The following is a 22,614-nucleotide window of genomic DNA, read 5'->3' on the forward strand; positions in this document are numbered from 1 at the left end:
GACGGGACGAGCACAATCTAGCGATAAGATTATCAATGATAATCGACGCAAATCGACATCTTACGTCCCGGAAATCGGGATAATGCCCGGTGACGGTCTCAGCGAATTTGATGCGGTCCTCGCAATCGCGCGGCGGGGATCGTTCCGCGCTGCCGCATTGGAACTCGGTTTGTCGGCGACGGCTCTGAGCAACTTGATCGCCAAACTCGAGCGTCGTGTCGGCGTCCGTCTGTTCAATCGCACGACCCGCAGCGTCTCTCTCACAGATGCAGGCCAGACCTTCGTCGAACAGGTCAGGCCCGCGGTTAGGACTTTGCACGATGCGATGAGCGTCGCCCGTTCGCAGCTGGAGACGCCGTCCGGAACACTGCGCATAAACGCCTTTGCGGCAGGTGCGCGAGAGGTTCTGCGACCGCTTCTGCTCAAATTCATCCGGCGTTATCCGCAGGTGCATATCGACCTGGTCACCGAGGGGCGAATCGTTGACATCGTTGAGGCGGGGTTCGATCTCGGTCTGAGAAGCGCTGATCTTGTGCCAAGCGACATGATTGCCATCCCGGTTGGCCCTCCGCGCAGCTTTGCCGTGGTTGGATCACCGACGTATTTCGAGGTCAATGGCGAGCCCTTCGTACCCCCCGACCTGATGCGACATGCTTGCCTACGCATTCGTCTCCCGAACGGCGCCCTGCATCGCTGGCAGTTTCAAAAGGACGCAGAGTCGCTTCAGGTCGACGTCCACGGTCCGATCACGCTCGACGAAGCGAGCCTTGCCCGGATGGCGGTGCTGGATCACGTCGGTATCGGATACTTTATGGTATCCGACGTGCGAGAAGACATCGAAGCGGGACGACTTGTCCGCGTGCTTCAGGACTGGACGCCGCCGTTGGCGCGCCTAAGCCTCTATTACCCGAGCCGGCGCAATCCTTCCGCCGCGTTCAAGGCGTTAATCGACATGGCCCGCGAGGTTGGCTGAAGAATGACATTTGCACGAAGGCAAGCGTGCCGACGAGCGAATGGCGGGTTCTCCAAAGCACGAGTTATTGGCTGAAATTGGATCAGACGGTAACGACGACCTTGCCAATTTGCTCGTTGGATTCCAGGAAGCGGTGAGCGTCCTGGATGTCAGCAAAGGCGAAAGTACGTGCGATCAGGGGCCTGAGGGCGCCCGACACCAAACCGTCCGTGATGAAGGTCTTGGCGCGTACGAGGATCGCATCGTCGGACACGACTTCGGTGTAAAGGTAACCCTTCAGCGTCAGGCTCTTGCTCAGAACGGTAAGCAAGGGAAACGGCGTTGGCTCAGCGCTGAGCACACCATATTCCAGCAGGATCCCACCACGTGCCATGCTCGCCGTCAAAGGCCCGAACGATGGGCCGCCGACTGGATCGAACACGACCCGAGCGCCGCTGCCGTGAGTTATCTCAAGAACTCTCGCAACAAGGTCCTCTTCATCCGTCGCTACGACATGGTCGGCGCCGGCATCAAGAAGGGCCTGCCGCTTTGCGCCGGTTCGCGTCGTCGCAATTACAGTCGCGCCAACGATTTTCGCGATCTGAAACGCCGCGATACCGACACTGCTGGACGCTGCGGAGATGATGACCGCTTCGCCCCGGCACAGCTTTGCCTGCTCGATAAGAGCGCCCCACGCGGTAACGTATGGCATCCAAACCGCTGCGGCTTCCTCGAAGGACAAGTTCTCGGGATGCCTGACCACCAAGCGCGATTGCACATTGACCAGTTCGCCGTAGGTGCCGCCGTCAGTGATATCCAACGAGGGGATGACACTGACAACATCACCGACGACGAAACCCGTGACCGATGCTCCAACCATCTCAACGACGCCCGAAGCCTCGTAGCCAAGCCGGCTTGGGAAGCTCGCTTCCTGTAGATAGGTGTGAGTACGGAACATAACCTCGGCACGGTTGATTCCGATCGCCTTGACCTTGATCTGAACCTCGTTGGCAGCGGGCGCTAGGACCTCCACATTCTCAATCCGGAGAACGCTGGCGTCACCATACCCGTGAATTCGAACTGCTCGGATCATCAGATATCTCCAAGTGCATCATTTTAGGGAGCGCGTGCTCCAAAAATGCATTAGGAGACGCTCAACGCAGCGTCAACATATTTGAAGGTGCGGCTCCATTTTGTCTTGTCCTGTCGTCTGGGCGCGCTTTGTTCCCCCTGGCTCACCGTGCTGTAACTGATGCCTGCACTAGCCCGAAGCGATGCGCCAAAAGAAGGCGCCAAACGCGAGGGTTTGGACGTGTAGCTCCAAAAATGATTGACGACTCCGCAGATCGCACACAAACGTTTTTATGGAGGCAAGGCTCCAATTTAACGCTACGCCGTTCAAGTCGACGCAATGAGGATCACGTCATGCCGTTTTTCAACGTTCACGTTCCCAAGGATCTATTTTCTCTGGATCAGCGCAAAGCGATTGCGGACTCCCTCGCGCACTGACTCCAGGATAGCTTTGGCCTGCCACCCGAGGACAAGTTCGTCGTAATCGACGAGCATCGCGAAGGCTTCATGTTCCTGCATCCCACGTACAAGGATGTGGAGTGTTCAGCGGGTGCGATCGTCATCTCCGTTCACATCCCGGCATCACGTCCGATGGCGGAAAAGCGAAAGCTGCTGAGTGAGATCGTCCAGCGCCTCCACGACAATGTCGGCATCAGACCGGACGATGTATTCGTGACCCTCATTCCATTGCCGTCGGAGAACTTCTCATTCGGGCAAGGTTTCAGCCCGTTTGACAAGGGGGATGACTAGGCCGGCCCGCCCGGCCAAGCATTGAGCGCCATCGCGCCGGTTTTTTCGAGCATGCCGCGATCGGCGCCGTCACGCGCACGGACCGCCATGCCTCTGAACACTGTCTCAAAAAAGTCGGCGATCTGAGCGACGTCGGCCTCTTTAGGAAGGTCGCCCATTCGTACGCCTTCGTCGAGACGCGCAACCATCAATGCGCGCGACCGCCCTCTGACCTCACGCATAAAATCGCGGAAATCGGCGCGTTCGGGGGCGTCATGCATTCCAGCAAGTGAGACCATGCAGCCCGCAGGTCCTGTAACGTCGGTGTACGCGGCCGCCGTAGCCTTCATCAGCCGTGCGAACGCATCACGTGCCGAGCCCTCGCCAGCCAAAGCCTTGGGGAAGAAGCCGCCCGGCCCAGTGAGGTATGCGCCGACAGCCTCTCGATAGAGAGCCTCTTTGTTACCGAAAGCGTTATAAAAGCTCGAGGGGCTGACCCCCATCGCGGCGATCAACTCATCGAAGGTCGCGCCTTCGTAACCTCTGTCCCAAAAGACGCGCATCGCCCGGTCGAGCGCCGACGCCCGATCGAACAGCCGTGGCCGGCCGCGCCCACGAGAGGCCTGCGTCTCACCCTTGCTCGTCATCGTGCTTCGTCTCCTAACATGCGGCCTGAGCCGACGCCGTACATGCTTTCAACCGCCAGCTAACATATTCGTAGCGTTAGCTCCACTTTTACGTTGACGGCCATGATTGGGAGGATCAAAGCGCTTTATGGAGCGCACGCTCCATTAATTACTGCCGCGGCCTTGCTGCTCGATCAAAGGACCATCGTGATGAAAGCAATCCAGATTTCCGCCTTCGGCGAGCCGCGCGAGGTGCTGCAGTTCGCCGATTTTCCTGAACCGACCCCTCCCGGTATCAACGAGGTGCTCGTTCAGCTTGAGGCGTCTCCGTTCAACCCTCACGACCTTTATGTGATCAAGGGCGGCTTCCCCGTCCTGCCAACGACGCCGGGCCCCGTCGGCAACGAGGGGGTCGGCCGCGTCATTGCCTTGGGTGCAAACGTCGATCATCTCGCGATTGGAGACCGTGTGCTTCTTCCAACCTTCACCTGGCTGTGGCGCGAACGAATGACCATCTCTGCGGCGGGTCTATTCGCCCTGCCGGATGCTGACCTGCACCAGCTTTCGATGCTCGGCATCAATCCGGCGACTGCAGCTCTCCTGCTTAGCGAATACACGACGTTGGATCCGGGTGACTGGGTCGTTCAAAACGCCGCTAATTCGAGCGTTGGTCGAGCCGTGATCAGCATTGCCAAGGCTCGAGGCTACAAGACGCTCAACATAGTCCGCCGCCCCGAACTTGTCAGTGAACTGGAGGCAGCGGGCGCCGATGTCGTTCTGGTTGCGGGCGAGGACGCCAAGGCTGCAGCCGAAAAAGCCGTCGAGGGCGGCCGAGTTGGGCTGGGTATCGACTCCGTTGGCGGCGAGGCGATCGGCCTGCTCGCCGATATCGTTTCGCCCCGCGCTGCTGTCGTTGCCTATTCCATTCTCGACAGCGCGACCATGTCGATCCCCGCGTGGTCGCCCATTTTCAAACAAGTTACCGTCAGCGGCTTCTTCCTTGGCAACCCGGACTCGGCTGCTGCCGCGCCCGCAGCCATCCGGGACGTACTTCCGCTCGTCGTGAGTGGGGCGCTGCATACTCCGGTCAGCGGTGTTTATCCGCCATCCGCCATAGTGGAGGCAGCCATCCACGCGGAGCGCGGCGGCAAGGTAATCCTCGACTTTACCGCAGAATGACAGTTCACTGTCGCTCCGTTGATGACCTCATCGACGGAGCGGCCGTCGTCTGCCTCGATCTCGAACTATCGTCTGGTCAGAGCAGTGACACCACACCAAAATCCTTTCTCATCAGGCACAGCGCACATGACCGTCCTTGTTCTCATTGATCTTACTGTCCGTGATCTGCCTGCAATGACCAAATACGAGGGGGCGGCGATCGCCTTGGCGGCGCGGTTCGGCGGCAAACCGCTCGCAAAGGAACTCCAGCCTGAGATCGTCGAGGGACGCTGGTCGCCGACCTGGCTCGTCGTGCTGGAGTTTCCGAACCGCCAAGCCGTCCATGACTTCTACGACGCGCCCGGATATCAACCGCTCAAGGCCATGCGACAAGCGGCGGCAACCTCTAACGGCCTGATCGTCGTCGGCGAATAGCTGCGGTCCGCTACAGGCCACCCGGCCTTTGCTCCGCCAAAGACAGCATAGCGTCCAGGGCTGACAAGCGACGCCGTAGACATAAATGAATGGCTGAAGTTGGCGAGCCGAAAACGGCCAGCGAATGTCTGGAAGTGGGTCTTTCAGGCCTGTCACAAGGCAACGATCATAATCGCCAATTACGGACGGTGCTGTCTGGTCTGACCCACAAGCAGACGTTCCCGGCAACGCTTTGTCTTTCTGGCTTCAGACATTCGTTCATGTCGCTGCGAAAGCGCAACAGAAGAGTGGAACCGGCATTCACGCCTGACTAACGAAACGTAGAGTTTGAGACTGCCTATCGACTGAGCATTTCACCCGTATCGAGCAGCGTCCAAGTCGTACGATCATGTTACCTTGCGTACGAAGCTGGTGACATCTCGAGCACCGGCGCCCTGCTCCACCCCGCAGACTTGCATCGAAACCGCTGCACCCGCCGTATCTCGATCATGAACCCTGACCATGACCTCTCTTCAGATACTGCATTTTCGGTCCAAGCGGGCTCGGAAGGTCACCGCCAACGCATTCTCGATATGACGGCTGCACTCAGGGAAATATTTGGTGATGCAGCTTTACCTATCGCCGACGGTCAACCCGGCACCTTCGACGTCGGCGGGAGGAGCGGCATTCAGTGGCGGGACTTGGCGGACGAACTACGCGCCGCCAAGCTGCCCCGCATAGTAACCTTTTCCCCGACGCTGTGACGCGGCGCCAAACGGATGGTTACATTGGCGGTGTGATCCCGTCCTTGCCGATCGCGACGAACTTGGCTCTGGGCGCGCTCGCGTCAGTGACGACGAAAACCTTCTGACCTTTCGCCAGCACTGACCGCTGCGTCGGCTCGAAGCGGACCACCGGCGTGCCGGCCGGCACGAGAACTCTGGTCTTTCCGCCCTTGTAGGAGACGGTCAGCGTCGTCTCGCCGGGCTTGCCCGCACCATCTGTCACCGTGCCGTTGGTCATGGCACTCTGTTGCTCGACGGTACCGTTGGTCATCGCGCTTTGCTGCTCAACCGTGCCATTTGTCATGGCGCTTGATCCGCTTGCGTCGCCACCAGCCGCGGCGACAACGCCAGGAACGTCCCAGTCATAATGACCCTCGCCTGTACCGCGCATCGATTCCGGGAAAATGACCAGTTCGACTGCGCGCACTGTGTCTCCGGCCCCTGTCGTTGCCGCGCCGATGAAATCGCCGTCCTTCAGCGTGGAAAGACTGGAATCAACCACCCACGCGAAGCCAGTCGTGGTGTCGAGCGGCACGGACACAGCACGACCATCATAGGTCTGCACCGCAAGCGCATTTGGACCAACGGACTGCACGACGCCGCGGACGCGGGTCGCGGTCGTTGCCGGACCCGACGCCGCTGTCCCGTTTGCCTCGTTCGAGCTTGGGCCACTGCATCCGCCCAAGGCGACAATTGCGCTGCCGAGCAGCGCGAAGCTCTTCATGATCATCGTGTCACATTCCTGGATCTGCGCGAAGCAGGATGTCCGCGCCAAGATGTCCTGCACCGTCGTACGCCATTTGTCTTCAGGCAACGCCGAAGCTTGGTTACTATTGCTTCGCCCGCCTGGCCGCACGCCTTTCTGCTACCCTCAGGCGACGTCGATGACGAACGAGGTGTGACTGCGCGTCTGTCTTGGCTATGGGACACGTACAGGTGCCTTGCATGAGGCAGCCATCTGTCAGGAGATAGACCATGCTGTTTCATACAATGGTGGGTTCGAACGATATCGAGCGGTCCAGGCGCTTCTACGACGAAGTGCTGAGCGTCCTCGGCGTGAGCGAGGCGACGCTCAATATCGCAGGCAGCGGTCATACCCGCCTGTTCTACCGCAACGAGAACGGCACCAATTTCGTCGTCACCGAGCCTATCAACGATGAGCCCGCGACCGTGGCGAACGGCAGCACCGTCGCATTCGCGTGTAATTCGCCCGAGCAAGTGAAGCAGTTCCACGACGTCGCCATTGCAAACGGCGGCACGTCGATCGAAGCACCACCGGGGCCGCGAACGACCCCTTCCATGGGTGCAATCGAGCTGGCGTATTTCCGCGATCCCGATGGCAACAAACTTTGTGGGATTCATTTTCCCAAGTAGCTGCATCGTCGATCACGTGGGGTCGCGTCATTTGCTCCCATGCCCCGCCAGCGCAGCGCCCGCCGCGGTGACGAGGCCGAACCCTATGTGATTGACCGTGTGCATAACTAGGGTGGTGCGATCCGGACGCCACTCCGGCGACTTCAAGCCAAGCGTCGGCCCAACGATCCAGTGCATCGCCCCGTAAAAGGCCAAGCCGAAGGCAATGCCACTGGGTAAGAGCGCGGCATCGCGGTCGGTTGTCAGCGCGTACGCCGCGCCTGCCGCAGCAGACAGCAACAGGTGGCCTCCCTGAATCACTACCTGCTCGCGAGTGTCAGGTAGCTGCTCCTGCGAAGGAACCTCCCGGCCTAATTTGGCAAGGCCAGCGCGCTTGATATTGGCGATCTCGGATGGTTCACTGCTTTTGCGCTCATTGCGCATCAGCATGGCGGTGATGCGCACTCCGGCCACCAACTCGCCAGCAATAGCACCGGCCAGCTTGCGGCCGTCCACGGGGCGACTTATGCGCCGGGCTCCCGATATGGACAGGCATTGACCCTCGCGCGGAAATCGGCGGAATGGCGGTAGGGTGCGTTGCGGGCACGGTTAATGTTGCCGAGCGGCTGATGCGCGGCAATGCCGGTCCACACGCCGAATCTTGTCTCTTCGTTGATCTGTTGCACCCGCGCCGGGTCCCAGCTGTCCTGCGCCGCAACGCGGACCGTACCGATCCTGCGGAACGGCGCTTCCGATTCATTCCATTCGACGGTTGGATCTTCGATCGGCTGCCGTTCGAGATCGAGACAGAGCTGGACGCGAAACTCCCATTCCGCATCCAGGCCGCGCATCTCTACCTGCACGTCCTCGCGGATGGCGTCCTCCCGACCGTCGACGTCGATCAGCTCGCCGGTCAGCACGGCCTGAGATGGCGCTATCGGCTTCAGACTGAACTTGGCGATATAGTCGCCGTAGCGGAAAGGCGTGACGCTGTAATAGGTCTCACCCAGCGGCTCGACATTAGGCGCACCGCCCAGGGAGTTGATCGCCGGGCTCTCGATACCGACAGTTTCAAGCGCGCCTCGTACGCTGCGGAGCACCGATGACAGGACCGTCTTGGTGCCTTCCAACCGATCGGTCGTCTTTGCAAGAAGCTTGAGGTTGCCCAAAAACTTGTCGGCCGTCTTCGCCTGAAAGACGGTGCCGTTGACCATGACAAAGTCCTGCGCGTTGCCCTCAGACCCCGGCAGGCGTTCACCATCGACATCGAAGACCTTCATCGCAAGGCCACGCGGAAGGCTGATCGCGTCAGGCAGGATATCACCAGCGTTGGTCGACATGCGCAGCAGCGCCTTGTGCCTGCCCGGTGTCGCAAACAGACCCTGGGCCAGCTCTGGAGGTAAATCAGTATCGACGATCAACTCGCCAATCATCACGCCGTGAGCCTTGGCGTGAACCGAGCGCACCGCGTGGCCATAATCCTTTGCGGTTCGCTCCAGAATGACATCGAATGCCGAGCAAAGCCCTGCGATCGTCTCATCCTCGTCCGGCTGAAGGTCTTCCACATCAGGCCGGTAGCGAACGGGGGTGTTGATCAATGGGACCTCCTGTCGGGAATTAAAATGACGGGGCGCCGCAGTTGGCGCCCCGTGCAATTGCTTAACGGCGGGGTGCCACCGCGAACGCTGCCTTCAACCGCGATACGGCAAGATCATTGGCATCCCTGGCGCCGCGAACAACCGCCGCCATGCCGAAGAACTCGTGCGTGACGCCGGGGAACGACTTCTGCTCGACTTTCACTCCCGCCCCTCGCATCGCCGCTGCCAGCGTCTCGCCATCAGATCGGAGAGGGTCGATCTGTGCATTGATGATCGTGGTAGGCGGCAAGCCGCGCAGATTGGCCGCAACCAGATTAAGGCGGGGATCCTGAGCATCGGTTGCGCTGGTCTGATAGTAATAGCCGAACCACTTCAGCATCGCTGCATTCAGCGGCTTCGCGTTAGCTGAGTCCCTGCGCGACGGCAGCGTCATGCTGCTGTTCGCAATCGGGTACACAGACACGATATGGCGCGGTACGGTCAGCCCGTTGTCCCGTGCGTAGATCGCAGTCGCAACCGCCAGATTGCCACCGGCGCTTTCGCCCGCGACCGCGATTCTAGTGGAATCACCGCCCCAGCTTGCCGCCTTTTGCAGCGTCCAGCGGTAGGCCGCGGCGGCATCGTCATGTTGCGCCGGGAACTTGAACTCAGGCGCGTGGCGATATTCCACCGATACGACGATGGCATTCAGTGCTCTGGCCATCGCTCGCGGCGCCGCGTCGTAGGTGTTCACATCGGCAATTACCCAGCCGCCGCCATGATAGTAGACCACGACCGGCATCGGCTTGCCACCGGCAGGGGCCGATGCCGGCCTATATATGCGGGCAAACTGCTTCGGATCGGAGCCATATGGCAGGTCCTGCGTATCGACCGACGGATCGGGGGCGGTCGACATACCCTTCTTGGCCATGACCGCCTTCGCGCCGTCAGCGGCAGATGGCTGCATCCGGGCTTGCGCCGGCGTCAGCGTCTCGATCGGTTCGCCGCCAAGACCGGCCAGAGCATCAAGAACCATTTGCATATCAGGCGCGGCCTTCGGCGGCTGAACCGAGGTGGCTGGCGGTGCGGCGGGGGCGGGTGCGCTAGGCGAGCGCGCCGATTGCGCCAGGACACCGGCCGAGGCACTGAGCAGCGCGGCCACAAAGAGACCGCCGGCAACGCGACGCTTCGATAACAAAACCATGTCTTCCTCCTATTACTGTCGGCATGAACCAAGCAGGAGGGGTTTACGTTTCTGTACGGAACCGTGCCAAATCGCGCCACGGCGGGGCGTAGGAGCAAGTAATGTCGACTGTCGTATCTTTCATGAATTCAGCGTCTGGTACCGCGAGGCAACCTCCCAACGGTCTCAATGGTAATCGCCTATTGGCGAGCCTGTCCGCCGAAGATTTTGCTCTCCTCTCGCCGCATCTGGTTCCAGCGTCGTTCGCTGTGGGCGACTTCATCACCCGCACCGGCGAACCGATCGACAGCATCTGCTTTCTGGAACAGGGTATCGCCGGGGTGCTGGACTCGCTGGATAATGATCGGCGCTATGCGGTTGGATTGTTGGGCGCCGAAGGTTTTATTGGGTGGCCACTGTTGATGGGCGACGATCGTTCACCCTACGACATCACCATGCGCGCGGAGCAAGGGCGAGCTATGCGTATATCGGCCGCTGCTCTGATGGAGGCGGTTGAACGTAGCCCTACTCTCCGGATGACCCTTCTTCGCTTTACCCATGTCTTCATGATGCAGATGGGTAGGACGATCGTTTCTTCGCTAGCCCACTCTATCGAACGTCGCATGGCCCGCTGGATCCTGCTCTACCATGATCGGGTTCAGGCTGATGAGATCTGCATGACCCATGAGGAGTTCCGGCTGATGCTGGGAGTTCGTCGGAGCAGCATCACCGATGCACTGCACCGCTTGGAAGAAGAGCATGCTATCCGCGCTGTCCGGGCGAGGGTCTTGGTGCAGGACAGGGCGAAACTTTTGATCTTGGCTGGCGACACCTACGGTCAGCCCGAAAGAGAATATGCTCGTCTATTAGGATGATATGCAACGCCGAACCTGTTTGAAAAACACGTATCAGCCAGGTCACGCCCGCCAGCTACGCCCCTTTCATATCGATTCATTTACGTAGCACTTCTAAAGCAACCACGTCGTCCTGGATCGCCAGAGTCAATCCTTGAGAGGCGTCGCGCCCACAGACACGACGTATCGACCGATCTGCTCCTTGCCTTTCGTAACCGTCACCTCTGCCCCGAAGAAGGGGTTGTGACCTGCTCCCCAGAATTCATGCCATTGGTAAGTTAGCTCGTCAGATGGAGACGAGTGATGCGGCGAGGCCGATTTACCGAGGATCAGATCATTGGCGTGCTGCGCGAGCATGAGGCCGGCGTGAAGACCGCCGACTTGTGCCGGAAGCATGGAATCAGTGACGCGACGTTCTACAACTGGAAGGCGAAGTACGGCGGGATGACCGTGTCGGAGGCGGCGCGGTTGCGGGCGCTCGAGGACGAGAACCGCCGGCTGAAGAAGCTGCTGGCGGAGTCGATGCTCGACGTGTCGGCGCTGAAGGATCTGCTGGGAAAAAATTGACCCGGTCTGGAGATCGCTACGCTGCGGTGGAGAAGCTGATGGCCGACCACAGCTTCTCCGAGCGTCGCGCCTGCAGGCTGATCGGGGTCAACCGGTCGGCGTGGCAATATGAGCCGCTTCGCGGGAAGGACGATGCTGTCCGCGCGCGGATGCGCGAGATCGCGAACGAACGTCGTCGCTTCGGCTATCGACGGCTGGCGATCCTGCTCAAGCGGGAGGGCAAGGGCATGAACCTGAAGAAGGTGTATCGGCTGTATCGCGAGGAGCGACTGACCGTACGCAAGCGTGGCGGTCGCAAGCGCGCGCTGGGCACGCGGGCGCCGATGGCGATCCCGCAAGAATCCAACCAGCGCTGGTCGCTCGACTTCGTATCGGACTCGTTGGCCTGCGGCCGGCGGTTCCGCATGCTCAACGTCATCGACGACTACAGCCGGGAATGCTTGGGATGCATCGTCGACACCTCGCTGTCGGGTCGGCGGGTCGTTCGCGAGCTGAGCGCCATCGCCGAGCGTCGCGGGCTGCCGTGCATGGTGGTCAGCGACAACGGCACCGAGCTGACTAGTCATGCCGTCCTCGCCTGGTGTCAAGACACCGGGGTCGAGTGGCACTACATCGCCCCGGGGAAGCCGCAGCAGAATGGCTTTGTGGAATCGTTCAATGGTCGCTTGCGCGACGAGTGTCTGAACGAACACCTGTTCCCCTCGCTGGCTGCGGCGAGACGGATCATCGAGGCATGGCGGACGGACTACAACACCGTGCGTCCGCACAGCAGTCTTGGCGGGATGGCACCCGCCGAGTTTACGAACCGCCCCCGCCAGGGGCATATGGAAACCGAAGCTAAGTTATCAGCGGCCTGAAAACGGGGAGCAGGTCAGTTGCCATGTGAGACCTGCTCTGCGGCCACGGTGATGGCGCTCGAAATAGCCTGTTTCCAAATTTGTATGTTGTCGGCGGCTTCATGTTCGCCGCTCGAGGTGAAATGTTCGTTGACGATCGTCACGGTGTAGTTTGCCATACGAACGGGATACCGATGCCGCGCAGATCAAAGCCACAAACTGGATTAAGAGGTTCGATCTTCTTCGTAGGCCTCAACCCCGTTTTTCGAGAATCTCGAGATGCACCTCGAACCGCCATCCGCAAACTCGGCGAGTAAATATGACCGGGCACGATTCATGTTAATGAAATCGATCAGTTGGAATTTAAGATAGCCTGAACGACGCACCCTAGTGTTAGCGCTGGAGGTGGGCAGAGGTCGCTTTGGTTTGAGGGAGCGATATGCTGAAGCCCATCCTGTTGCAGGTACTGTTCGACAAATTGGACAGGCTTGTAGATCTCGGTGAACATGACAAGGCCGCTCTCTCAGCCTTACCGCAGCATCATAAAACAATTCCAACCGGCGGTTACATAGTTCGCGAGGGCACCAAACCAGATTACTGCGCCATCCTGCTCCAGGGGTATGCAATTCGCCAGAAGCTATCGGCAGATGGAAAACGACAGATTCTCGCCATTCAGATCGCAGGAGATCCGTTGGACGCGCAACACATGTTCCTCGATTGTGCCGATCATACTGTGCAGGCGCTCGGGGAAGCTCGCGTTGCGATCATCCCCCGGCATGCTCTCCAAACGGTTGTGATGTCGCGGCCAGCGCTGACTCACGCCTTCGCAGTGAACGGGCAGGTCGATGCATCCATTTTCCGGGAATGGCTACTCAATATCGGACGTCGCGATGCCAGAAAACGGCTTGCGCACCTGTTCTGCGAGATTGCCGTCAGGCTCGAAGCAAACGGTCAATCGACCACTGATGGCTTCTATCTTCCGATGTCGCAGGAAGAGCTAGGCGACGCGACCAGCCTCACGTCAGTTCACGTAAATCGGTCGCTCCGAATTCTGGAAGACGAAGGATTTATCGCCCGCAATGGCCGCACCATTCGCTTTCCCGATAAGGCAGCAACAATGAAAATGGCAGGCTTCGATCCGCGCTACCTTCACCTCGGACGGCAGAGCGACGCTGTTATTGCCGAGTCAGTTCAGAACGGAGAATCGAGCCGAGGCGCTGGCGATAGGTATGGCCGATCCGACGCCTGATTATAGACACTCGACCCGGCTCGGTTTAATTCCAAAGTTGTTCCCCCTAAGCCGCCACATAGATGGCTCAGTCGATTGTAGGCGTTTGAGATCGGCCGGCGTTGTAGGCGAATGTCGATGCCCGGCGAACAGCCCCCCAGTTTAACAAGGTGATTAGGGTGAATATCTTACCGAGCGGCGCAGAGGGTGGAAATCAGGAGGCTGCGGCCGAACAGAAAATAATCGATCGCCTGCGCACGACCGAAGCAGAGCTGCGGGACGCCGAAGAACGCTACTCGGCCTTATTCAATGCGATCGATCAGGGCTTTTGCACGATCGAGGTTGCCTTCGATAAAGACAATCGCGCAACCGACTACCGCTTCATCGAGGTCAGTCCTTCCTTCGAGAAACAAACTGGCATCGAAAACGCGGCAGGCCGATGGATGCGCGAGATCGCTGCCGACCAGGATCAGGTCTGGTTTGACACCTATGGTCGGGTAGCCCTGACCGGCGAGCCTGCACGTTTCGAGAGTTATTCGACTCCGCTTGGCCGGTGGTGGGACGTATACGCATTCCGCATCAGCGGCGAACGGATGATAGCCGTGCTGTTTCGCGACATCACCCAGCAGAAGCGTTCGGAGGCGGCACTTCGTGCGAGTGAGGCTCGCCTGCGGCTCCTCGGTGAGATGAACGATCGTTTCTTCGCGGCTGCCGATGCGTCCTCGGCAATGACCGTGGCTACCGAGATGTTGGGTCGGGAGCTTGGTGCCTCCCGTTGCGCTTACGCAGATGTCGATGCCGACGCGGACCGATTCTGGATCAGAAACGACTGGAACGCCCCAGGCATGACCAGCTCCGTTGGCGACTATAATCTCGACCTGTTCGGCCCGCGAGCCACTGCCAATCTGCGTACGGGACAGGTTCTTGTCGTACACAATGTCAGTGCCGAACTCGCGGCTGACGAGGGTCGGGAGATGTTTCACGCGATCGGCATCGAAGCAATCATCTGCTGCCCGCTGATCAAAAACGGCCGCCTGGCTGCGATGATGGCGGTTCATCAGACCCAAGCGCGGGGCTGGACGGCGGACGAGGTGTTGCTGGTGCGGGATGTTGTCGAGCGTTGCTGGGCACATGTCGAACGGGTCGGAGCTGAAGCCCGATTGCGGGAAAGCGAAGAGCGGCTGCGCCTTGCCGTTGGTAATGCGGGGATTGGTTTTTGGGATGTCGATGTCATCAACGATCGATTGATCTGGCCACCGCGAACCAAGGCCATGTTTGGCATCTCGGCAGACGTGCCGGTTTCACTGCAAGACTTTTACAACGGTCTTCATGAAGAAGACCGAGCGAAGACGACGACCGCGTTCCTAGCGGCCGCAGACCCGGAGCAGCGAGCTCTCTACAACGTTGAATATCGTACGGTTGGCAGAGAAGATGGCGTCGAACGCTGGGTCGCGGCTACAGGCCGCGGCGTGTTCGACGAGACGGGACGCTGCATTCGCGTCACAGGTACTGCCGTGGAGATTACCGCGCGGCGCGCTGCTGAAGCGGCGTTGCGCGACCTTAACGCTACGCTGGAAGCTAGAGTTTTGGAGGCGGTTGAGGAGCGCGAGCAGGCTCAGGAGGCTTTGCGGCAAAGTCAGAAGATGGAGGCAATGGGCAGCTTGACCGGCGGTGTGGCTCACGACTTCAATAACCTGCTCACACCAATCGTTGGCTCACTCGACCTTCTTCAGCGGAAGGGCTTGGGAGGCGAGCGAGAACAACGCTTGATTGCGGGAGCAATTCAATCTGCAGACCGGGCGCGGACGCTGGTGCAGCGTTTGCTAGCATTTGCACGGCGTCAGCCGCTGCAGCCGACTGCGGTTGACGTCGGGGTGCTCGTTCAGGGCATGGCTGACCTGCTTGCAAGCACCACCGGACCGCAGGTTCGTGTCGTCGTCGATATTGCGGAAGATCTACCCCCTGCGAAGGCCGATCCCAATCAGCTCGAGATGGCGTTGCTCAATTTGGGCGTCAACGCACGCGACGCGATGCCCGAGGGGGTACTCTCCGGATAAGCGCGATCCGTGAAAGCGTTCGAACTCCCACATCATCGTTGAAGCGCGGGCACTACGTGCGCCTGTCAGTTGCCGACACCGGCATCGGTATGGACGAGCCGACACTGGCACGCGCGGTCGAACCCTTCTTCTCTACCAAGGGAGTGGGCAAAGGCACTGGCTTGGGTCTTTCCATGGCTCACGGCCTAGCGGCCCAACTGGGTGGTGCATTGAGCATCCAGAGCAGCCTCGGCGTGGGGACAAATATTGAACTCTGGCTGCCAATAAGTGCCACGCTTCCCGAAACCGATGAGGCTGTCATGACATCGGGCGCAATCAGCCATGCTCGTGGCGTGGTGTTGCTCGTCGACGACGAGGACGTCGTGCGGGATAGCACCGCCGATATGCTGGAAGAATTTGGATACGAGGTCCGACAGGCGGACTCCGCTGAAGCCGCGCTGATGCTCGTTGCGAAGGGGCTATCTCCCGACCTGCTTGTGACGGATCATCTTATGCCTGGGATGACAGGGGTCGATCTTGCGCGGGAGCTACTTCAAGACCGACCAAAAATGCCTGTGCTGATCGTGTCCGGCTACGCCGAAGCGGAAGGGATAGCGCCCGACTTGCCGCGCCTGACGAAGCCTTTCCGGAGCTCCGAGTTGGAAGCCGCTCTTTCACGGCTTTCAACCTTCTCTACAGGGAAGCAGGCGGAAAAAGCGTGATCGTCACAGCGTTATCTATCTGCGGACCGTTCGGCGCGAACTGCAAAGACGACATCGCGAGTTTCCGAGGCAGCCCCGGTGGTCCTGGTTAATTAAACATTCCTCGGCCGCAATGCTATCTTGTGGCGCGGCTTATCGCTTTGGTCCAGTGCAACCCTCGATGCCCCGGCGGATGCCACACGACGCGCAGCCCGACTGGAACAGGCGTCCAGTCGCATCCCGGTTGACGGATCAATTCCAAGTTACACCGGGAGCATTTCGAGAAGTCCAGTCCTTCGTTATACATCGCAGACGACGGGGGATGCCCCCGTATTTTACAAAGCAAAGCCATGATACAATGATACCACATAATTGGTGGCATTAACTCGAACCGATGGTTTAGGACTGCGACCATCGCACCCGAACCCAGCGCGGCTACCAAAATTACCGCTCGAAAGTGACAGGCCGCGATCCACAAAAGGTGGAAAGTTGGGCTTCTGTGGTTGGTTTAGTGGACGGGTAATTGCAGAGGCGAAGATTCAAGAGGGCGCTTGCGGCCTTACAATAACTTGTTTTTCACCATACGCAGAAGAACCGCCGGCTTGTTGACCGACGGCTCCTCGCTCGCGCCTGAGAAAGGGGTAATCAGGCGAACTGAACGTTTGGTTTTACTTTCGATCGACACCGCATCGCATAGCCCATCGCGCCGAAGCCAAGCAGCATCATACCCCAGGAGGCCGGCTCTGGGACGGCGGAAGCGGCCGGACTGGACGTCGCGGTCACGTTGGCGATGATGGTACCGTTGCCCTGGATGAGGTACGTACCCGGGGTGGCCGACGGCGCGTAAAACTTGATGCTCGGAAATCCCCCTGCACTGAAGTTCACGCCGGTACCGCTCAAAAAGGTGGGCCCCTCCGTGAAGTAATAGTAGGTCGGGATCAGCGACGTAGCGAACGGCGTCAAACCGGAAATGTTGACCCCGTTTATCTGACCCATAATTCCTGTGATGGCGAAGGCGTTGCGGCCCTCGATCGTCATAGCCGTGTCCGAAGTCGTAAAGATCCCGCTGCCGTTCTGAGGCGTACCGCCGAAGGGCAGCGAGGTCGTTGTGAAGCTGAAATTGAACTCGGCGGCACTGGCAGGGACGGCGACTGATGCCATGAAACTGGCAGCCGCGAGATAGGTCATCATTTTCATGCATACATCTCCGAAAGATGCAGCACGCTGCGTGCCACTTTGCAGCTACGAACAGGCCGAAAAAAGGCTTCGGTCGCCGGTTAACAAATCGTTAATAATTCCAAGTGACCCTGTCGCCACCGGGTGACCGGCTCTTCGTGCACTCCGAAAGAGATCTTTACCGCTGCCATAAAACCCGAACTGCATAGTTAGGCCCCCGTTCCCGGCGAAGCACCGCTATTCAAGGCGGCAGCCGCCTATTGAACGTTGACGGTGCGTGCAAGAGCATCGGGTCGCGACCAACGCCATGCACAAGCAGCCGGGCCTAATTCCATCTTGGATCGGAAATGCAACTCCATGACTGGCAGCATGAACCAATGGCAGCTAGCGGCAACCGACGCTCCAAAGCGGACGGGCTGCTTTCCACCAATAGTGCACGTTAACAGCCGCCCCCGGGTGCCCCGGCACCGCATCAGGGGTCTGAGAGTTGGCCCCGGGACAACTCGCGGAATGATCGTATCGTGTGTCAGCATCAAGGCAGCCCAAACGTTCACACCCGGCTGTCACTTCTGAAATGCACCCTCTGCTCGATCCAATTGGTCGGGAGATCAGCGGTAAACGCCAGCCGCTTGGCGTCGATCGTTGCCACCTGCCGCCCGGCAAGCACATCATCGACGATGGCAGGCGCCAGGAACGCCAACCGCACGACGCGGGTGACATAGGACTTCACCACCCCCTCGGCCTCGGCCAGTTCGCGGACGGTGATCTCGCCGCGCTGCAGCTGCGCCCACCATTTGTGTGCCTTGACCAGCAGCTTGATCATCGATGCATCCGGCGGGGCGGCAGCCACGCTGCGCCCATCGTTCTGCACCAGCCGGAGCCGGTGGCCGGTACGCGTCATCCGCACCGGGCAGGTGAGCGTGACGAGCGTGTCAGCATCGGGTGGTGCCGAGACCGACAGGTGGCGCGCCACCGCTGCGGTAAAGAGCTCGATCCTGACGTCTGCGGGATGCACGACGATGCTAGCAATGATCGCGCGCAGGGTCTTGGGATCGCGCTGTCGGATCGTCGCAGCCGTGGCACTCGCGGTACTGAAGATCCGGTCCATGCCTGGCAATTCAAGCGGGATGCCGGCACGTGCCATTAGCGCTATCGGATCATCGAACGCCGCCGCCAGCGCCTCGATCGTCGCCGTCTCGATCTCGCGCGCCGGAATGCGCAAGCCCTTGCCTTCGCTGGTACCATGGTGTGCCGACTGGCTGACATAGTAGCGATAGCGCACCTTGCCGTTGTCGCCACCGTTCGGAAATGCCTTGCAGGCGTGCGCCGCGATGAGCTTCTCACCGCTGTCGTCGACGATCAGCCCGGTCAGCAGGCTACCGCTGGCGGTGTTCGATCTTCGGCGCGATCCCGGCACATGCCCGGCGAGCAGCGTCTGGGTTGCATCCCAGATCTGTCTGTCGATGATCGGCTTGTGCAGCCCCTTGTAGCGCTGGTCGCGGTGCGGGATCTCGCCGATATAGATCGGGTTCTTGAGGATGGCGTAGATCTGCCCCCGGCTGAACGGTACGCCGCCAAAGGTGCGACCATTCGTCATCTTCCGCACCGGCGTGTGGATCCGCTCGGCGCTCAGCCGGTCGACCAGCAAGCGGACATTGCCGGTGTCGAGATAGCGCTGGTAAATATCCCGGACGATTTCGGCGTGTTCCGGCACGACCTCGAGCGTGCGGCCATCGGGCTTGTAGCCAAGTGGTGGGAGTCCACCCATCCACATACCCTTCGCCTTGGACGCGGCGATCTTGTCGCGGATGCGCTCGGCAGTCACTTCGCGCTCGAACTGTGCAAAGGACAGCAGCATGTTGAGGGTAAGCCGTCCCATGCTGGTGGTGGTGTTGAACGACTGGGTGATCGACACAAACGACACCCCGGCCTTGTCGAAGATCTCGACCAGCTTCGAGAAGTCGAGCAGCGAGCGGGTCAGGCGGTCGACCTTGTAGACAACGATGATGTCGACCTTGCCGGCTGCAATGTCGGCCAGCAGTCGCTGGAGGGCAGGGCGCTCCAGCGTTCCGCCCGACAGGCCACCATCGTCATAGATATCGGGCAGCGCGTTCCAGCCTTCGCCGGCTTGCGACAGCACGTAAGCGGCACATGCCTCACGCTGTGCATCGAGCGAGTTAAACGCTTGGTCGAGCCCTTCATCGCTCGACTTGCGGGTGTATATAGCACAGCGCACCCGGTTCATGCCGCGGCCTTTCTAGTGCCCGCACGCGTACCACTGTCCTGCGATCCCTTCCTGCTCTTCAACCCGAAGAAGGCCGGGCCCGACCAGCGCGTTCCGGTGATCGCGCGAGCAACTTCGGACAGCGAGTTCCAAACCGCCCCGTTCCAGCGAATCACGCCGTCCTCGCCAACCTCGACGATGTGCGCCACCCCGTTCCACTCGCGGATCAGCCGTGTGCCGGGACGTATCGCCTGGGTCACGGTCTTTGCGGTACCCAGCTGGACCAGCCGTTGCTGGCTGATCCGCGACAGACCGCCCAGCGCCCGTGCCTGCAGCTCATAGCCAAGCGCCATCCGCAACAGACTTGGACTGATCAGCGGCACCGGCGTGCCCTTCAGCGCGCGCCATTCGTCGCGTAGCTGCGCCGACGACATCGTCGTCAGCGCAACCAGCTTGTCCTTGATGCTCGTGATCACGCGGCGACGCCCGCGACACGGTAGCAGGTTTGTTCGCCCCTCTTCGACTTCTCGAGCACATGGCCTTTCTTGCGCAGGCCGGTCAGCACTGCCCGCGTCGTGTGCGGCAACCAGCCGGTCGCCGCGATCAGGTCGGCCAGCGTTGCGCCCTCCTCGCGGCCGAGCAGCGCCAGCACCGTGCCGGCCTTGGTAATGCGGGGCGTGTCGGTCGCGGCGGGGGAGGGGGCAGGGGCCTCGCCAGCACCACCAGCATCGCCATCGGTGATGCTGATCGCTGCGTTGCCCGCGTCCGTGATGTACAGGCCGTATGCGACATCGGCATCCACGCGGTGCGTGGCGAGCTTGTCGCTCGTCTCGCGTTCTTCTGCCAGGCCGCGCTTCACCAAGCCGGCGATCGCCTTGGTCAGGCGGGCGCCGGCGCTGCTTACGGTTTCCGGGGCGGGGAGCAGGCTGCCGGTGTCGCGCTGCGCGGCAGTGGACAGGAGGATGCTGTCGAGATCGGTCAGTTTGGTCATGGAGGGTGGTCCTTGTTCAAGGCGAGCGGCACGCTTGCCGCTCCCACCAGCCACAGCCCCGTCGATCTACATCGACGGGGCGGGCGGCCTCATCCCGGGCCGCGATCCAGTAGCCACACGTTTGCTCTGGTTGCAGCGCAAGTCGAATGGTTTGTCTGACTCCTACCAACTGCCTCGATATCGAGCGAGCATGGCGAACTGGGCGGATGTCATTGGCTCACAGTCGCGAGCACCACCACGCCGGTAAGCCAGAATATCGCAAGCGTGACGGTCGTCAGGCGTGGCGACATCGGACGATCGGGCTCGTCGCCGTCGTTTAGATAGTTCACCGTGAACGCCTCGGCCTCGCACCCGCTGCAAAGCGTCAGCAGATTGAACATCGTCCCCCAGCCGTTGAGCAGCATCAGCAGCCCCGGGAAGACCCATTCGGATGTCGGCTTTCCGCTGCCTGCAAGTCCGATAGCCAGGACAAGACATCCGCTGGCGAGGGCTGATGTGAAAACTCGTGTCCGTCGATTGAGCATCATCGAGAGCGCCCTACCGCACTACCGCACTACCCTGCTATCGAAATCATCGGAAGCAATCGACTTCCAGCGCCGGAAATCGGGATCACTGAACGCCCTGTTCGAGCACTTTTGGCCTACAGAGGATACTTCCTCCGGGGCCTTTTTCATCGTTCCAAAAACACCTTGGGCTTCATGAAGACGCTCTGGTTTCAGTTTCGAGAAGTACCACGTCTGAAGCGCGTAAAGCCCCTTCCTGACGGTACGGCTAGCTCCAAGCTGCCCGGCATTTCTCTCCAACGTGCGGATCACGACCGCGCAGTGTAGATCGTCGGACGGATTGATCGCGGAAGCACTGGCAACCGTGCAGCCCGCCACGACGAGCAGCGCTGCTCCCAAATACGCCTTGTTCATACCTGCTCCCGATCGATGGCCCCCGTGAGATAGCTCGGTAACGGTGAATGCTTAGTTGCTTGGCACGCAGCAACGCTTAGATTTCTTAAATCGCCCGCGACAACGGCAATGTAGAAGGAACCAACTAAGTTGCGTCTTTCTCGGTGCGTCAGCCGCCGGACTTGGTCAGGACGAAGGCGATCAGGAAACCTATAACGGCGATCAGTCCGCTATAATCGTGCGTCGCCTCCGTGGCCTCGGGAATCATTGTGTCGACCAGCATAGCAAGGATTGCGCCAGCGGCCACGGCGGTGACGGCCGCGATCAGTTCCGGGTTGGCGCCCGCCAGCATGACATTGCCGAGCATCGCGGCGAGCCCCGACACCAACGCGATGCCGACCCATACGCCAAAGATATAGCGCGGCCCGCGACCTGCCTTCTTCATGCCGGCTGCGCTCGAAAGGCCTTCGGGCACGTTGGACAGAAAGACCGCGGCGACCGTTACCGCGCTCACCCCACCGCCAGCGAGCAGGCTTACGCCAATCACCACTGACTCCGGAATGCCATCGAGCAGCGTACCAACCGCTATCGCCAGTCCGCCACCGCTTTCCGCACCGGGCTGGCTCTCGTCATCATTCGAGCCCGAACGCTTACGATGTCGCGCGCCATGCCGCGAGATCGCGATATTGGCGATCGTGTAGATGATAGCGCCGCCCAGGAAGCCGGCGGCAGTCGAATCAAACCCGCCCTGGCGAAACGCCTCGTCCATCAAATTGAACGCGACCGCTGAAATCAGCACGCCCGAGCCGATCGCCATGACGGCGGCGATCACCCGTTGAGGCAGCGACACTGCATATCCAACGCCCGCCCCGAGGATCAGAGCCGATCCGCCGACCAGGCCCCAGAAACCGGCTTCCCACATGATGCAATCCTAATCAGCACCGATCTCGACCGCATTGCGCGATCAAGCATCATGCGCCTGTCCTACGCAGCAGGCGTGCGCGGCCGAAGCAAAAACGCGGCTAGACCGCTAACTTCGATGGCCACCGCTGCGCCGACCGCGACGGAATGTCGTTTGGCTACGGTATACAGGCTGGTCTTAAGGCTTGGCTGGATACGAGCGTTCCTGTCCGTCCTGCATCGTCGTGCTGGCGGGCTTCGCGGTTGTCGGGTCGGACGTCGGCTTGGCGAGCAAGCCCGACAGCTTGTCCAGCGTTGCTGGAAAGTGCGCCCCGAGCAGCACCTGCAGCCGACCTG

At 60.3% G+C, this 22,614-nt stretch carries 27 protein-coding genes; 12 read left to right on the top strand and 15 right to left on the bottom strand.

Annotated features, from left to right (window positions below):
• The first annotated feature begins 82 nt into the window (after positions 1 to 82).
• Positions 83 to 973 (top strand): LysR family transcriptional regulator, encoded by an 891-nt coding sequence (locus tag H5J25_RS01710; RefSeq protein WP_202094102.1) that lies wholly within the window; start codon positions 83 to 85, stop codon positions 971 to 973.
• 82 nt (positions 974 to 1,055) lie between these two features.
• Here the strand turns inward: H5J25_RS01710 and H5J25_RS01715 are convergent, their stop codons facing one another.
• Positions 1,056 to 2,045, bottom strand: coding sequence for a zinc-dependent alcohol dehydrogenase family protein (locus H5J25_RS01715; protein WP_202094103.1), 990 nt, complete (start codon positions 2,043 to 2,045; stop codon positions 1,056 to 1,058).
• Positions 2,046 to 2,479: 434 nt separating this feature from the next.
• Here H5J25_RS01715 and H5J25_RS01720 point away from each other — a divergent pair, with 434 nt between their 5' ends.
• Positions 2,480 to 2,773 carry a tautomerase family protein gene (locus tag H5J25_RS01720; RefSeq protein ID WP_263973969.1) on the top strand — a complete coding sequence of 98 codons (294 nt, stop codon included), beginning with the start codon at positions 2,480 to 2,482 and terminating at the stop codon, positions 2,771 to 2,773.
• On the opposite strand, the gene H5J25_RS01725 is transcribed toward H5J25_RS01720, so the two are convergent.
• A complete protein-coding gene (locus tag H5J25_RS01725; protein ID WP_202094105.1) occupies positions 2,770 to 3,399 on the bottom strand; it encodes a TetR/AcrR family transcriptional regulator in 630 nt (209 codons plus the stop codon). The two genes, H5J25_RS01720 and H5J25_RS01725, sit on opposite strands and share 4 nt — an antisense overlap.
• 102 nt (positions 3,400 to 3,501) lie before the next feature.
• On the opposite strand from H5J25_RS01725, the gene H5J25_RS01730 reads away from it, so the two are divergent.
• From H5J25_RS01730 to H5J25_RS01740, 4 genes are all read left to right on the top strand, one after another.
• Entirely contained in the window at positions 3,502 to 4,557 is a 1,056-nt protein-coding gene (locus H5J25_RS01730) for a zinc-dependent alcohol dehydrogenase family protein (RefSeq protein ID WP_225883474.1), read from the top strand.
• A 21-nt stretch (positions 4,558 to 4,578) separates the two neighbouring features.
• Complete coding sequence (locus H5J25_RS01735) at positions 4,579 to 4,971, top strand: DUF1330 domain-containing protein (RefSeq protein WP_202094107.1); 393 nt, start codon at positions 4,579 to 4,581, stop codon at positions 4,969 to 4,971.
• Positions 4,972 to 5,060: 89 nt separating this feature from the next.
• Positions 5,061 to 5,285, top strand: a complete 225-nt coding sequence (locus H5J25_RS20440; RefSeq protein ID WP_225883275.1) for a hypothetical protein — start codon at positions 5,061 to 5,063, stop codon at positions 5,283 to 5,285.
• A gap of 174 nt (positions 5,286 to 5,459) precedes the next feature.
• Positions 5,460 to 5,714, top strand: coding sequence for a hypothetical protein (locus H5J25_RS01740; RefSeq protein ID WP_202094109.1), 255 nt, complete (start codon positions 5,460 to 5,462; stop codon positions 5,712 to 5,714).
• Between the two features lie 19 nt (positions 5,715 to 5,733).
• Here the strand turns inward: H5J25_RS01740 and H5J25_RS01745 are convergent, their stop codons facing one another.
• Positions 5,734 to 6,465: a hypothetical protein gene (locus H5J25_RS01745; RefSeq protein ID WP_202094110.1), complete on the bottom strand. Its 732-nt coding sequence runs from the start codon at positions 6,463 to 6,465 to the stop codon at positions 5,734 to 5,736.
• A 245-nt stretch (positions 6,466 to 6,710) separates the two neighbouring features.
• Between H5J25_RS01745 and H5J25_RS01750 the strand changes: the two genes are divergently transcribed.
• On the top strand, positions 6,711 to 7,109 hold the full coding sequence (locus tag H5J25_RS01750) for a VOC family protein (RefSeq protein ID WP_202094111.1): 399 nt from the start codon (positions 6,711 to 6,713) through the stop codon (positions 7,107 to 7,109).
• Between the two features lie 27 nt (positions 7,110 to 7,136).
• Here H5J25_RS01750 and H5J25_RS01755 read toward each other — a convergent pair whose 3' ends face one another.
• From H5J25_RS01755 to H5J25_RS01765, 3 genes are all read right to left on the bottom strand, one after another.
• Positions 7,137 to 7,604, bottom strand: coding sequence for a hypothetical protein (locus H5J25_RS01755; protein ID WP_202094112.1), 468 nt, complete (start codon positions 7,602 to 7,604; stop codon positions 7,137 to 7,139).
• A gap of 8 nt (positions 7,605 to 7,612) precedes the next feature.
• Complete coding sequence (locus H5J25_RS01760; protein ID WP_202094113.1) at positions 7,613 to 8,686, bottom strand: catalase family protein; 1,074 nt, start codon at positions 8,684 to 8,686, stop codon at positions 7,613 to 7,615.
• A 61-nt stretch (positions 8,687 to 8,747) separates the two neighbouring features.
• On the bottom strand, positions 8,748 to 9,869 hold the full coding sequence (locus H5J25_RS01765; RefSeq protein WP_202094114.1) for an alpha/beta hydrolase: 1,122 nt from the start codon (positions 9,867 to 9,869) through the stop codon (positions 8,748 to 8,750).
• 101 nt (positions 9,870 to 9,970) lie between these two features.
• Between H5J25_RS01765 and H5J25_RS01770 the strand changes: the two genes are divergently transcribed.
• Together H5J25_RS01770 and H5J25_RS01775 are read left to right on the top strand one after the other, a co-directional pair.
• Positions 9,971 to 10,723, top strand: coding sequence for a Crp/Fnr family transcriptional regulator (locus tag H5J25_RS01770; protein ID WP_202094115.1), 753 nt, complete (start codon positions 9,971 to 9,973; stop codon positions 10,721 to 10,723).
• A 282-nt stretch (positions 10,724 to 11,005) separates the two neighbouring features.
• Positions 11,006 to 12,126, top strand: a protein-coding gene (locus H5J25_RS01775; protein ID WP_202094116.1) for an IS3 family transposase whose coding sequence is annotated in 2 segments (ribosomal slippage) — positions 11,006 to 11,255 and positions 11,255 to 12,126 — 1,122 coding nt in all. Because the reading frame shifts where the segments join, the coding sequence is not laid out codon by codon here.
• A 14-nt stretch (positions 12,127 to 12,140) separates the two neighbouring features.
• On the opposite strand, the gene H5J25_RS21075 is transcribed toward H5J25_RS01775, so the two are convergent.
• Positions 12,141 to 12,269: a hypothetical protein gene (locus tag H5J25_RS21075; protein WP_263973950.1), complete on the bottom strand. Its 129-nt coding sequence runs from the start codon at positions 12,267 to 12,269 to the stop codon at positions 12,141 to 12,143.
• A gap of 275 nt (positions 12,270 to 12,544) precedes the next feature.
• Here H5J25_RS21075 and H5J25_RS01780 point away from each other — a divergent pair, with 275 nt between their 5' ends.
• From H5J25_RS01780 to H5J25_RS21780, 3 genes are all read left to right on the top strand, one after another.
• Positions 12,545 to 13,354 carry a Crp/Fnr family transcriptional regulator gene (locus H5J25_RS01780; RefSeq protein WP_202094118.1) on the top strand — a complete coding sequence of 270 codons (810 nt, stop codon included), beginning with the start codon at positions 12,545 to 12,547 and terminating at the stop codon, positions 13,352 to 13,354.
• Between the two features lie 158 nt (positions 13,355 to 13,512).
• Positions 13,513 to 15,390, top strand: a complete 1,878-nt coding sequence (locus H5J25_RS21775) for a PAS domain S-box protein (RefSeq protein ID WP_202094120.1) — start codon at positions 13,513 to 13,515, stop codon at positions 15,388 to 15,390.
• A 38-nt stretch (positions 15,391 to 15,428) separates the two neighbouring features.
• A complete protein-coding gene (locus tag H5J25_RS21780) occupies positions 15,429 to 16,091 on the top strand; it encodes a response regulator (RefSeq protein WP_318781341.1) in 663 nt (220 codons plus the stop codon).
• A 624-nt stretch (positions 16,092 to 16,715) separates the two neighbouring features.
• Here H5J25_RS21780 and H5J25_RS01795 read toward each other — a convergent pair.
• The 8 genes from H5J25_RS01795 to H5J25_RS01830 form a co-directional block, all read right to left on the bottom strand.
• The gene (locus H5J25_RS01795) at positions 16,716 to 17,267 is read right to left on the bottom strand and encodes a PEPxxWA-CTERM sorting domain-containing protein (protein ID WP_202094121.1); all 552 of its coding nucleotides are present in this window, start codon (positions 17,265 to 17,267) and stop codon (positions 16,716 to 16,718) included.
• Between the two features lie 529 nt (positions 17,268 to 17,796).
• Positions 17,797 to 19,491 carry a recombinase family protein gene (locus H5J25_RS01800; RefSeq protein ID WP_202094122.1) on the bottom strand — a complete coding sequence of 565 codons (1,695 nt, stop codon included), beginning with the start codon at positions 19,489 to 19,491 and terminating at the stop codon, positions 17,797 to 17,799.
• Positions 19,488 to 19,946 carry a DUF2924 domain-containing protein gene (locus H5J25_RS01805; protein ID WP_225883276.1) on the bottom strand — a complete coding sequence of 153 codons (459 nt, stop codon included), beginning with the start codon at positions 19,944 to 19,946 and terminating at the stop codon, positions 19,488 to 19,490. Before H5J25_RS01805 ends, H5J25_RS01800 begins: the two co-directional genes overlap by 4 nt.
• Positions 19,943 to 20,461: a DUF3489 domain-containing protein gene (locus H5J25_RS01810; protein ID WP_202094124.1), complete on the bottom strand. Its 519-nt coding sequence runs from the start codon at positions 20,459 to 20,461 to the stop codon at positions 19,943 to 19,945. The genes H5J25_RS01805 and H5J25_RS01810 overlap by 4 nt, the downstream gene beginning before the upstream one ends.
• A 209-nt stretch (positions 20,462 to 20,670) precedes the next feature.
• A complete protein-coding gene (locus H5J25_RS01815) occupies positions 20,671 to 20,865 on the bottom strand; it encodes a hypothetical protein (RefSeq protein WP_202094127.1) in 195 nt (64 codons plus the stop codon).
• A gap of 141 nt (positions 20,866 to 21,006) precedes the next feature.
• Positions 21,007 to 21,378 (bottom strand): hypothetical protein, encoded by a 372-nt coding sequence (locus H5J25_RS01820; protein WP_202094130.1) that lies wholly within the window; start codon positions 21,376 to 21,378, stop codon positions 21,007 to 21,009.
• A 148-nt stretch (positions 21,379 to 21,526) separates the two neighbouring features.
• Entirely contained in the window at positions 21,527 to 22,279 is a 753-nt protein-coding gene (locus tag H5J25_RS01825) for a ZIP family metal transporter (RefSeq protein ID WP_202094132.1), read from the bottom strand.
• Between the two features lie 177 nt (positions 22,280 to 22,456).
• Positions 22,457 to 22,600, bottom strand: a complete 144-nt coding sequence (locus tag H5J25_RS01830; protein WP_202094134.1) for a hypothetical protein — start codon at positions 22,598 to 22,600, stop codon at positions 22,457 to 22,459.
• Positions 22,601 to 22,614: the final 14 nt, after the last annotated feature.

This window comes from Sphingomonas aliaeris (genome assembly GCF_016743815.1).
Classification (GTDB): domain Bacteria; phylum Pseudomonadota; class Alphaproteobacteria; order Sphingomonadales; family Sphingomonadaceae; genus Sphingomonas; species Sphingomonas aliaeris.